The sequence below is a fragment of the Limnospira sp. PMC 1279.21 genome (assembly GCF_032349615.1).
In the GTDB taxonomy this organism is placed as follows: domain Bacteria; phylum Cyanobacteriota; class Cyanobacteriia; order Cyanobacteriales; family Microcoleaceae; genus Limnospira; species Limnospira fusiformis.
In genome coordinates this window covers 11,510-22,728 of the sequence record NZ_JARPLU010000077.1, presented here as the reverse complement: position 1 = coordinate 22,728, position 11,219 = coordinate 11,510, and the positions used below count along the sequence as shown (strand labels likewise).

13 protein-coding genes are annotated in these 11,219 nt (G+C 47.1%); 2 read left to right on the top strand and 11 right to left on the bottom strand.

What is annotated here, in order from left to right; all coding sequences use genetic code 11:
• Both P5683_RS13215 and P5683_RS13210 read left to right on the top strand, forming a co-directional pair.
• Positions 1-450: RNA-guided endonuclease TnpB family protein (locus P5683_RS13215; protein ID WP_315645862.1), on the top strand; the 450-nt coding region annotated here is incomplete at its 5' end.
• 76 nt (positions 451-526) lie between these two features.
• Complete coding sequence (locus P5683_RS13210; protein WP_006622172.1) at positions 527-814, top strand: DUF2288 domain-containing protein; 288 nt, start codon at positions 527-529, stop codon at positions 812-814.
• 63 nt (positions 815-877) lie between these two features.
• On the opposite strand, the gene P5683_RS13205 is transcribed toward P5683_RS13210, so the two are convergent.
• The 11 genes from P5683_RS13205 to P5683_RS13155 form a co-directional block, all read right to left on the bottom strand.
• Complete coding sequence (locus tag P5683_RS13205; protein WP_006622173.1) at positions 878-1,264, bottom strand: hypothetical protein; 387 nt, start codon at positions 1,262-1,264, stop codon at positions 878-880.
• 307 nt (positions 1,265-1,571) lie between these two features.
• A complete protein-coding gene (locus P5683_RS13200) occupies positions 1,572-2,768 on the bottom strand; it encodes a cache domain-containing protein (protein WP_315640132.1) in 1,197 nt (398 codons plus the stop codon).
• A gap of 18 nt (positions 2,769-2,786) precedes the next feature.
• Complete coding sequence (locus P5683_RS13195; RefSeq protein ID WP_281061135.1) at positions 2,787-2,918, bottom strand: hypothetical protein; 132 nt, start codon at positions 2,916-2,918, stop codon at positions 2,787-2,789.
• A 79-nt stretch (positions 2,919-2,997) separates the two neighbouring features.
• Positions 2,998-5,781 (bottom strand): DUF4157 domain-containing protein, encoded by a 2,784-nt coding sequence (locus tag P5683_RS13190; RefSeq protein ID WP_315641886.1) that lies wholly within the window; start codon positions 5,779-5,781, stop codon positions 2,998-3,000.
• A 105-nt stretch (positions 5,782-5,886) separates the two neighbouring features.
• The gene (locus P5683_RS13185) at positions 5,887-6,351 is read right to left on the bottom strand and encodes a YbjN domain-containing protein (RefSeq protein WP_006622177.1); all 465 of its coding nucleotides are present in this window, start codon (positions 6,349-6,351) and stop codon (positions 5,887-5,889) included.
• Between the two features lie 19 nt (positions 6,352-6,370).
• Positions 6,371-9,034 (bottom strand): DUF4157 domain-containing protein, encoded by a 2,664-nt coding sequence (locus tag P5683_RS13180; RefSeq protein ID WP_006622178.1) that lies wholly within the window; start codon positions 9,032-9,034, stop codon positions 6,371-6,373.
• 59 nt (positions 9,035-9,093) lie between these two features.
• Positions 9,094-9,252 carry a DUF6760 family protein gene (locus P5683_RS13175; RefSeq protein WP_006622179.1) on the bottom strand — a complete coding sequence of 53 codons (159 nt, stop codon included), beginning with the start codon at positions 9,250-9,252 and terminating at the stop codon, positions 9,094-9,096.
• Positions 9,234-9,578, bottom strand: a complete 345-nt coding sequence (locus P5683_RS13170) for a hypothetical protein (RefSeq protein ID WP_318285978.1) — start codon at positions 9,576-9,578, stop codon at positions 9,234-9,236. Before P5683_RS13170 ends, P5683_RS13175 begins: the two co-directional genes overlap by 19 nt.
• A gap of 112 nt (positions 9,579-9,690) precedes the next feature.
• Positions 9,691-9,993 (bottom strand): hypothetical protein, encoded by a 303-nt coding sequence (locus P5683_RS13165; protein ID WP_006622181.1) that lies wholly within the window; start codon positions 9,991-9,993, stop codon positions 9,691-9,693.
• Positions 9,994-10,007: 14 nt separating this feature from the next.
• Positions 10,008-10,523, bottom strand: coding sequence for a phage tail protein (locus P5683_RS13160; RefSeq protein ID WP_231296450.1), 516 nt, complete (start codon positions 10,521-10,523; stop codon positions 10,008-10,010).
• Between the two features lie 2 nt (positions 10,524-10,525).
• A complete protein-coding gene (locus P5683_RS13155; protein ID WP_006622183.1) occupies positions 10,526-11,014 on the bottom strand; it encodes a phage tail protein in 489 nt (162 codons plus the stop codon).
• Between the last annotated feature and the right edge of the window lie 205 nt (positions 11,015-11,219).

Below are 11,219 nucleotides of genomic sequence, written 5' to 3'. Positions count from 1 at the left end.
AGTCTCTTAAAAGTTCAAAAGCTACATCAAAGAGTAGCAAACATTCGGCGGGACACCATTCATAAAATAACTACTTTCTTGGCTAAGAACCACAGCCAAGTCGTCATTGAAGATTTGAATGTGTCAGGTATGCTGAAAAATCATGGTTTGGCGGGTTCTATCGCTGATGCTTCATTTTATGAGTTCCGTCGTCAACTCGGTTACAAGGCAGAACGTTATGGTTCAAAGTTGATTATTGCCGATAGATTTTATCCATCCAGTCAACTTTGTTCTAATTGCGGTTATCGTCAAAAAATGCCCCTAGTCCGTCGGACTTTTGAATGTCCAAACTGTGGCCTGAAGATTGATAGAGATTTGAACGCCAGTAGAAATTTAGAAAAATCGCCTGGTTCAGACGATTACACTTGTGGACGGGGTGCTGCCGACAGTCCCGGACGAAGCAAGAAATAAACATCAAGAGCCGGCTATGTCCGGTTTTGTTTAAGTTTTATAGAGCAGTTTTGGCAGTACAACAATTAATCAAATCATGGAAGAATTAAAAGCACAATTAGCCTCTAACATTGATCAAGCCGAGTGGGAATGGTTAATTCCCCATGTACAAAGGGATGCAGTCGTCGTAGTCGATCGCCAATTAGATTTATTAGATGTCGGTGTCGCTATTAGCGAGGATCATGTGACTGACGTTCAGCGCTGGATCAGTGAACAACAGATTTATAAACCCTCTCCCCAGCAAATCTCCGATTGGAATGGCGATCAGACTAAACGATTTAATGCCCTAATTATCCAACCTTTTGTTTTGGTACAGGAAGCCTAAAATCATTTATACCCTCGCCATCCCACGACTACCTTAAATTTATGGGTTTTCGGGAACACTGCTCTAATTCTCCCTTATCGCGGATGATCTTTTTCTGATATCAAACAAAGCCTCGCGAACTTCTGGCTTGGACTCGTCAACAAGTTGTCCAGGTTCTACACCTCTTGCGATCGCTGTTTCAAACATACCAACAATATCAGCTTGAGACTCAAATCCTGATAGATCGACTCTCATCCCACCAATTTCACTCCCTATTCTCGCCGCTTTACCCGTCCCAGTTGGGGAAAATTCTGCACTCGTACCGGAGGCATTATGTAGCTTTCCAAAAACATCTCGTTTACCCATCTCAGAGGTTTCACCTCCAATCAAAACGGCTCCTTTTAACCTAGCGGTAAAACAATATTCACCCTGCCTCCGTGAGACAGAGACACCGCCGCTTGCTTCGTCCACTTGCTTCAATCCCTTGCATACATCGGTTTTTCTTTTTGCCCTTCTCCTGGGGCATTTTTATCACCGGAAAATCCGCGAAAACCACGCGATCGCAAATCGGATCTGCCAAAGGTCAATCCCGCAAACCGGCGGACACGAAGAAATCCCAGAAACCCAACGCCTCCCAACTGCCGGAACTCGACATCACCACGAAAGTGCGGCCGATCAGTTCCAACAGTATCGACGTGATGGTTCGGGCTAATCCAGACTCGGAGAACTAATCATGGGAGCGCTTCTGTCGCACCTGTTGGGAGCGTGCGATTAAGTTTTATAAGTACTCAAGATTGAATCCCCGACCCTGAGAAGCGGTTCGCCGCGACTCCTCATTTTTTCGGCTGAGTTCTTCGAGTTTTTCCCCCAAGCTTTGTTGGCGGGTATCGATGCTTTCAACCATTTCCAAAAATGTCTGGCTAAATTCGCCAATTTCATCGGGTCGGGATGCTATTTCTTGTAAACTGAGCGCATCAAAATCATCGGTTTTTAAAGCCTTCGCCGCCCGGTGTAATTCCCCCACCGGCCCCACAATCCACTGCGATGCCACCACTCCCAAGACCGTCGCAACACCTGTTACGATGATTCCGATCGCCAGAATAAAACGAATGTTCCCATAAACCAGTTCGGTAAAATCGCGATCGGGAATCACCACCACAATTAGCCAGTTTAAACCCAAATTTTCCTGCAAGGGAGCCACCTGTACCAGTTGCCGTTGACCCTGCAATCTGTAGCTGAAGCCCGTTTTTTCCTGAATATCAGCTAGGTTGTCGCTGTTCTTCAACAGGTATTTCATGGTGAATTGAATCACGGGTTCCTGACTTTGAATGGCGGGTAATCGTTCCTGTTTTTCGTCGATTTCCAGAAATGGCTCTTGGGCTGTTGAACTAGCAACCAAGTCGCCGGAAGGCTCGATAATAAATACCACCCCTCGGGGGCTGATTTCCAAACCGGCAAGAAAATCACTAATTTCACTCAGCCGGTAATCGATACCAAAAGCGCCGATGAAATCACCTTGAGCGTTATAAAGGGGTACGGTTGAGGTAATCCCTAACTGTCTGTAAGTAGCAAAAATATAAATGGGACTCCAGGTCAGATCGCCGACTTCCCGGGCTTTAGTATACCAAGGGCGGATGCGGGGATCGTACTGTTGTTCTGTCACTCTTTTCTCCCCCTTGCGTCCCCGGCTGTCGAGGCTGTACTCTTCCAAACGGGGGGCGGTGGTGCGATCGCGCAACAATAGGGAAGTCCGACCATCCGGGAAGCGTTTCACTTCCAGAAAATTGCCATTTTCTGACCCAAAATAAATGTCGAGGCCGGACTGACGAGTTTTGGTTTGATCCCAGAAGTAGGATTGCAAGACCTCGAAATTATTGGGATCGAGAAATCCTTGACCCGCCGCGATCGCATTGTAGCGGTTTATCAGTTGGGGAACTTCTAGGGCGGCGGCGATGTGTTTTTCGATTGACAGCATAGCTTTATTGCTCAATTCTCAACTCAGGACATCGATCGCGTGGCGGCCGCTGAGAAATGCCAGCAGGGTGGTTAGTCCTGTGGCGAGTAACAACGGGAGAGCGATCGACAGGGGCAGGACATATCGAATTGAGATGAAACGTTTCAGCATCGCTCCTCATTTGACAATTGCATCAAGTACAAATATAGACTTGATTTCATTCAATTTACATTGAAATACTCGATTTTTATTAGCCGTCTTCTTTTTGTGAATTTTGTGGTTCTGGCATCGGATTTTCAAATAATAACTTTCTGCGTTCTTCCTTTAATTTTTCTCCCAACAACTCTTTAGATGTAATGACACCTTTCTGCACATTTTCTTCCGCTGTCTTAAGCTGTTTTAACCAATCGGTATCTTTAACTGTTAGACTCTTCCCATCCTCACTTAGGGTCGTATAGTCAACGACCCGACCGCCAAATTCCGCACCGATCCTTCCGGCTTTACTGGTCCCGGTAGGAGACACCTCAGCCGGAGCGCCCCTCTTATCGTGATACATACCAAACACATCTGTATGAGCCATTCTGGAGGTTTCAGCACCAACTAGTACGCTGCCAGGTTTTTCCTTGCTTGGAGGTCTGTAGTAGATGTACATATGACCGTGTCGGCCATCTGGTAGTATGACATCACCCGCCATATCTTCATTGCCCAGTCCACCCAACGGTATATCCATTCCATAATGTTTGATGGTACTCGTGGCTCCAGGGACTGCACCCTTGATATCAAAAGTGTTACTCTTGACCTCCTTCAATGAATTTTGAGTAACCTCTACGTCGTGACTAGAAGCAATTCGAGTATCGACCTTTGCTTTGTAATAGTCACTGGATTTGTTCGCATCCTTACGTGATGTCGGTTTATATGTTTTGACATCGGCTGATGAACCACCCAGCAGCCAATAAATAAAGTCATGCTCTTTGTCTTGGCCTTGAAGAGGGGGCAAATTGATCATGACGCGACCGCCGTGGGAGAGTGCCACTGCAACGTTCTCTTGCCATTCCTCAAACTTGGGTGTGTCTTGGTCATCACGATACATCAATCCATGCTGAAGAACAATAAAAACTCGTTTCAGAATGGCAATGGCTGAATCCGTTTGTTCCTGATATTTTTTGGCGATCTCTTGATTTGACTTTGGTATAGTTGTTAAATCATTATTTAGAGCCTTTTCCCACATTTCAGTATCTTTATCATAGATCCCTTTCTTCACGGCTTCATAGTTTTCCTTTTTCTTCTTGCTATCTTCACTATTGGGATCGGTTTTGGCAGCTTCTTCGTACTCTTCTTTAGCTTTCTTCATATTCTTCGCTTCATAACGCAAATATCCGGGGGTTTGACGAAATTTTTCATCCTTAATTCCTAAATCTCGCTGATATGTCGCAATTTGCATACGGTGAATTGGACTCAATACTGCCTCTCCACGAACATCAGGGGCAATTCCCGCAGTCAGTCGGCTAAAGTCATGTTCTTCATATCTTTCCCAATCTCCGATCACTCGTTTTTCTTCCGCCACCTTTTCTAACTCTTCCTGGGTAAGAAAACCATTTTGAGATAAGTAGGTTTTTCCTTTGGGAATTTGACTCAACTCTTGGATCACTTTAACGATATCATCTGTCAGAAAACCTTTGCCCAAGTCGATTTGCTCGGCAAGATTCATTTTCTTCGATTCTGTTTCACCTTTTTTGTTTTTATAGTCTCGCTTTTCAATTTTTGTCAATTCGTTTATTTTTTCGATATTATCTTTTTGTGATTCTAAAGCCTTATCATTGCTATTGACACGTTTCTTGTCGGAGATATAAGTTCCATACAACTGCAATCGAGTTGCCCGAATATAACGAGGAGGTTGACTATCTTTAATTCGATACCATCTATTGTTGCCAGCCGGATCGATCTTGTGCTGAGTTTCATCATCACTAATTTCGACCAAATCCCCAGGATTATATTTTTCTTTACTCTTATCATTTTCATCTCTGGCATGAGCTTTATCTTTTACTGTATATGTTTTCCTTTGTAGCGTGAGTAAGCCCCCAGTAGCGACGGTTGAATTGTCGTCTTTTTTCGAATGAATTTGACTCCCACCCTGCTGCACCACATGGGTCAACTCGTGGGCGATGAGCTTTTGTCCGCCCCGACTCTCCGGCTGATACTCTCCCTGTTTAAAAAAGATGTCTTTGCCCGTCGTAAAAGCCTTGGCTTGGATGGACTGATTCAGTTGATTGGCTGGGGAATTCTGATGAATCCGCACCCCGCCAAAATCTGCCCCCATTGCCCGCCCCATTTGGGACTGCAAGTTCTCATTCAACGGTTGTCCGCCGCCCTTTTCTCGCCGAAGGGACGACTCGAAATCGGCAGACACTTCTCCCCCGGCTTCGGCGGTCTGAGGCTTCATCTGTACATCATCATTATCATCATCAAATTCCTCTTCCTCCGACTCTCGCTGTAGGGTATTTGATAACTCTTCTTTTTTCTGCAACTGAGAAATCGTCGGCGGAGTCGATAACTGGGGTTTTTGTTGCAGTGTTTCTTCTTCCTGTTTCTGAACTTCCGGGCTGCTGGGGGGAGATTGGATGCGATCGACAACTACATCCGCCACCCTGTCCGCTTCCTGTTCGTATTTATCCCCCACCGCACCCACAGTCAGTTTAGCTTGAATCGGCTGCTGTGGTGTCGAATTTTTCGGGCTATCTCTTTGGGCTAAAGTCTGAAATCTCCCGTGCAGGGGCGATTTCGATTCTGCCTGCATCTGCACGTCTTCTTCCCTGCGCTGGATGGGCTGGGTTGGCGTACTATTACCATTGCTAAAAAGGGGAATGCTGCCCAAATTGAACCCGGACGCTTCCCCCTGAAATTCGCGTTCCGGCGGGGCGGCTTGTTTGTCCGGGGGGGCAAAGTTGGCATCCTGAAACGGCCGGGACTGAAATTGTGCCTGCACAGGGGCTGCTGGGCTTTCGTTTTGGCGTTTTTTCCGGCGTTGTATTTTCATCAGGATCCCCCCCTAATTTGGCATCGATCACACTCCCACGACAATTCTACCACCAAATAGGTGGATTAACCGGGGTGCGATCGCTCCTCAAAACTAAAATTTCCCTTAAACTTCCGACGGTAATCTTTCTCCCTTCGCCACTGCCTGAATTGTGTCAGCAAAGGACTCCACCAAATAAAACACCAGCCACATAGATTGTATAATCGCGATTTCCGCACTGGGTTTTTCTTCTTGAGGTATCACTAAAACATAGCGAAAATAGAGCAATTCCTGCTGTTCTTGAATCCCAAAACTACCAATAGGCATAGTAGTATTTAGCCTCAAAATAAATGCTCTGAGTTCAGACATCGCCTCCGCTACCACCCCTCCTGGTAGACCTACATAAAATTGCAGCAAATGCACATTCTCCACCTCTTCCTCTACCGGAATAAATAGCAACTCCGCCAGAAGTTGTTTCTCTTCACTCAGCAAAACCAAGAGCCTATCCATTGGATGTTCTGGTGTCGCTGGTTCCCAAGAAGTCGTGAAATTCTCACCATCTATAATCGACTGAATACTCTGTAAATTCATGTAACTTCCTCAAATTTAACTAGCGTTTTTTCAGAGCTTTTTTGACTAACTCCAGTTTCTCTTCCCCGCTCATTCCCTCCATTTGTTTTTCAGGTAAATTCACTAACTTCAGCATGATACCTGGTTCAGCATCATTCATTTTGATTAAGGTTTTAGCCGTGGTTTCGTAACGCTGGTCTTTAGCATCCGTACTCTTGGTTTTATCCGCTTTCATTTTCTTCTTAAACCAAGCCTTAAATTTGGAGAAACCTCCTTTACTTTTAGCTTGCTCATATTGTTGATCTTCCCGTTCTTGTCGGGCTAAAAATACATTATTGATTTGTTCTTCACTCAGCCCCGCCGTCTCCATATCAGCTTGCCATTGCTTATCTTTTCGATCCGCCTTATCTCGGCGATTCTGTTTAATTTTGTTGAATGCAAAGCGTCCCAACTTCGCGATACCACCGATCGCCGCCAGACCCGCACCAACTACCGCCCCGGCTCCAGTTAAAGCCAAAGCCCCTGCCGTCACCGCCAGCGCACCTTCAGCCATCCCTAAGCCGCCGCGTTTTTGCTTTTTGGTCTGAATTTCCTTGAGATGTTCCAGAGCAGCATTACGCTCCGACTCACTCACACTACTAAACTGTTTATTTCCCTGTTGTAAGCCTTTAATTAAACCCTTACGCTCCGTAGCTTTAAACGCCTTGAAACCGCCACTGGCAAGATCCATCGCCCCCGTAGCAATTCCCAAACCCCCTGATGCAGCCGCCAAATTAGCTAAGGGTGCGATCGCTCCTTGGGAACCCAACTTGAGGGCATCAGCACCAATTTTGCCTCCCTCAGCCCCAAATTGGGCAATCAATTTACCAACCCCCAAGGTCGTTGTCACCCCGGCTTGACCCAAATTAGCAGCACTTTTAACCCCCCTTCCCAGCGAACGTAAATAGGCACCGCTACCTTTACCCCCCGATTTAGTATCGCCGTAGATACCTTTCTTCCTCTCGTTTAGCCAACTCTTAAAGTCTTTAACTCCCCCTACCGCCTGAGCCCCAAAACCCAAACCACCAGAAACCGCACCAATCCCATCGCCAACAAACTTCCAACTATCACTGGTATTAAGATCCTTGGAAATCCAACTTGGATCTAAGTTAGCAGCACCACCATCTTTCTGAGTCAGATAACCACCCCCAAATTTAGCCACATTTGATGCTAAACCCGCGAGACTTGATCCTCCTTGTAATACTGCTTTACTGCGATCATAATTGTCCTCAGCCTGTCTTAAATCATTCAAAGCTTGGAAGCCCCCCAATATATTGCCAACACCACCCGCTACAGCCCCCGCCATATCACTGCGTCCGCTCAGTACATTTTGATCAGCATCCGACATATTGGCACCAGCTTTTTCAAAATATTTCTGAAAAATCCCAGTTTCCGTATCCCCCGAATTTCCCAAACCTTTAGTAGCTATTTCCCCAGTAATGCTTGTTAACCCCTCAATCACACTGGCTGTATTACCCGTCACATCTGCAGTATCGCTATTCACCCAATTATCCAGTTTATCTACAGGTTTGTTCCCGGTATTATTATCATTAATCGCATTACTTCTCGGTCTTTCTCCTCCCCATCTGTCCATATTTTTTGAGGTAGCAGGCAACTTGAGATTAGCCGAGAAATCCTTAAACTCTTGGGTCATTTTATCTCTGCCTTTCGCCTTTTGTTCAGACAAAAGAATCTGGAGATGCTTTCGTTCTTCTTTACTACTGTTAAAACGCTGAACAGAACCACTATTATTGACACCACCTTGCTGCACCACATGGGTCAACTCGTGGGCGATGAGCTTTTGTCCGCCCCGACTCTCCGGCTGATACTCTCCCTGTTTAAAAAAGATGTCTTTGCCCGTCGTAAAAGCCTTGGCTTGGATGGACTGATTCAGTTGATTGGCTGGGGAATTCTGATGAATCCGCACCCCGCCAAAATCTGCCCCCATTGCCCGCCCCATTTGGGACTGCAAGTTCTCATTCAACGGTTGTCCGCCGCCCTTTTCTCGCCGAAGGGACGACTCGAAATCGGCAGACACTTCTCCCCCGGCTTCGGCGGTCTGAGGCTTCATCTGTACATCATCATTATCATCATCAAATTCCTCTTCCTCCGACTCTCGCTGTAGGGTATTTGATAACTCTTCTTTTTTCTGCAACTGAGAAATCGTCGGCGGAGTCGATAACTGGGGTTTTTGTTGCAGTGTTTCTTCTTCCTGTTTCTGAACTTCCGGGCTGCTGGGGGGAGATTGGATGCGATCGACAACTACATCCGCCACCCTGTCCGCTTCCTGTTCGTATTTATCCCCCACCGCACCCACAGTCAGTTTAGCTTGAATCGGCTGCTGTGGTGTCGAATTTTTCGGGCTATCTCTTTGGGCTAAAGTCTGAAATCTCCCGTGCAGGGGCGATTTCGATTCTGCCTGCATCTGCACGTCTTCTTCCCTGCGCTGGATGGGCTGGGTTGGCGTACTATTACCATTGCTAAAAAGGGGAATGCTGCCCAAATTGAACCCGGACGCTTCCCCCTGAAATTCGCGTTCCGGCGGGGCGGCTTGTTTGTCCGGGGGGGCAAAGTTGGCATCCTGAAACGGCCGGGACTGAAATTGTGCCTGCACAGGGGCTGCTGGACTTTCGTTTTGGCGTTTTTTACGGCGTTGTATTTTCATCAGGATAGCCTCCTAACCATAGTAATGAGCGAACCGCGTATTTGCACGGGGAAACGGAATTATTCTCCCAATTCTCCCCGAACCAAATCGGCAATTTCCCCGATCCAGTGTTGTCGTTCTCCATGTTCGAGATTCAGAATATCAGCCCGAGACCAGTGGAAATAAAAAGCAATAAAGGCTACCTCCCGATACAAATCCTCTAGGGGGTAGCCCGCCACTCCCCCGTCCGAGAAATCCTTGCTTCTGGTGGATTGATCTGATTATATACCGCCTGTAAATAGTCGAGATCTGGTAAAAACAATCCCTCCAATACATCTGGCGTGACTGGAGAAATCTCCCCCAAGCGGACAATTGCCCGGGACAGCATGACTAAAATCCCGTAGGCGGGATTGTCCAAAACCCGCAGATCCCTTTCCCGGAACAGTTCATCCCACCCTGTCAGCGATCGCATGATTCCCTCTCGATGCCAAGTTCCCTCCTCGTCAAACAATCCGACGGGGAGGGTAAAGGGAAATTGTCTCAAAGGTAAGTTTTCGGGTGACATTAGATGGGGGAGTAGGGAGTAGGGAGTTTGAGAAACCCTGTTTCTAAGAGGGTCTGGAATTCCCATCCGACATCAGATAGAAACCCGGTTTCTTAGGTTCGACTTTTGATTTTCAATCCGACTCGGACTTGACCAAGCCGTTAATTTCGCGGTAGAAGTCCTGGAGATAGGCTAAGTCTACGGCAAACATATTTTCAATGACCGCCGGCGACACTTCCTCCAAACTACCCAGTTCAGTAATCACCCTGGCCAGGATAATCACAGTTGCATAGGCGGGATTCATCTGTACGCGAGGATCGCGGAGGGGGACAATCTCATCGATCGCCCGCGACAGCCGCATCACCCCCCGCTGGTGCAAGTTGCCATCGGGATCTAAATAGCCTTTGGGTAAGGTAAACTCAAACTCCGTTTGCATGGTTTAATCGCCACCTACAAGACTCGTTCAAACCCTTCACAAGCAATTTCCAACTCCTCAAGCGCCAAATCGCTTCCCGATGCCATATTATCGGTGATGCTATAACTAACCGGCCAGCCTCGGCTAAAAGCAAACCGCGCCCCTTCGGAACTATCCTGACGGTAAATGGTCAAAAAACCATTTTTAAACTTAGATGACCAACCGCCATCATGGACGTTGGCGATCCAATCCCACAGTGTAGTTGAAGCCGTTAGTCCCCGACGCAGAGAAAAATTATCAACATTTTCGTTACCCGGAAGTTTAGTGCAAATCACCTGACCTCGAGTCGCCTTTCCCCACCTTTTCGGGAATACCTCATGGTGGGTAATGACGGTCTGGGAATATTTGAACCCTCGGCACTCCATAAAGTAGCCATCCACATCATCCCGGCCGCCGTCTAAATGCAAAGCCACATAAAAACGGCAGGCGGTCAGAACTTCATAGAGATCACGTTTTTGGTTGATTAAATCACCAATCATAGCTGATACCACAACTAAATAGTTGTTCCTAAAGTTGGGACTTTCTGCAACCCCGAATGGCTGATTTCAATGGTTTCCTTAAACAGATCTGTTGCATCTGAACTAGCTTGGGTGGTCGTATACTTGGCGGGGAGACAGTCCCTCAAATTCCAACGAGCCCCCTCGGAGCCATCCTGTTTGTAAAGTACCAAGGAAGCATCACTCACCTTGGCGATCGCGTCAGTTTTACCACCAATCATCGCCGGGGGATGACAGTCGAGATACCATTTTACCAGGGCATCATTTTCAGCGGTAGTCACAAACTCCAGAGTCATATTTTCAAAGGTTACGGATGCGGGCGTAATTTGAGTTTCACTTTTCACGTTTTTTCCCGAACCGATCGACTGCCCCTCTGCGGCTGGGTCAATACTAATAGAAATCCCACTCACTTTGGAAATTAGCAAACGAGTATTATTGCCAAATTCAAAGTAAAACCGCGCAGAAGTCAAATATTCATAGGCCATAATTTAAATCTCTCCTAACCTAACCGATAAGCGCCCTGAAGGCTTTGTAGGGGCGGGTGCTAGTAGGGGCGGGTGCTAGATCCGCCACGGGAAAACCAGCCAACTACCTGCACCCGCCCTTCTTTCAGGGGACGGGAAAACCAGCCAATTCTGCACCCGCCCTTCTTTCAGGGGACGGGAAAACCAGCCAATTCTGCACCCGCCC

What these genes read in the sequence shown, in the direction of transcription:
- P5683_RS13210 (WP_006622172.1), top strand. Translation starts at nt 527, where the DNA reads ATGGAAGAATTAAAAGCACAATTAGCCTCTAACATTGATCAAGCCGAG.
- P5683_RS13185 (WP_006622177.1), bottom strand. Translation starts at nt 6,351, where the DNA reads ATGAATTTACAGAGTATTCAGTCGATTATAGATGGTGAGAATTTCACG.
- P5683_RS13180 (WP_006622178.1), bottom strand. Translation starts at nt 9,034, where the DNA reads ATGAAAATACAACGCCGTAAAAAACGCCAAAACGAAAGTCCAGCAGCC.
- P5683_RS13190 (WP_315641886.1), bottom strand. Translation starts at nt 5,781, where the DNA reads ATGAAAATACAACGCCGGAAAAAACGCCAAAACGAAAGCCCAGCAGCC.
- P5683_RS13165 (WP_006622181.1), bottom strand. Translation starts at nt 9,993, where the DNA reads ATGCAAACGGAGTTTGAGTTTACCTTACCCAAAGGCTATTTAGATCCC.
- P5683_RS13200 (WP_315640132.1), bottom strand. Translation starts at nt 2,768, where the DNA reads ATGCTGTCAATCGAAAAACACATCGCCGCCGCCCTAGAAGTTCCCCAA.
- P5683_RS13195 (WP_281061135.1), bottom strand. Translation starts at nt 2,918, where the DNA reads ATGCTGAAACGTTTCATCTCAATTCGATATGTCCTGCCCCTGTCGATC.
- P5683_RS13170 (WP_318285978.1), bottom strand. Translation starts at nt 9,578, where the DNA reads ATGTCACCCGAAAACTTACCTTTGAGACAATTTCCCTTTACCCTCCCC.
- P5683_RS13155 (WP_006622183.1), bottom strand. Translation starts at nt 11,014, where the DNA reads ATGGCCTATGAATATTTGACTTCTGCGCGGTTTTACTTTGAATTTGGC.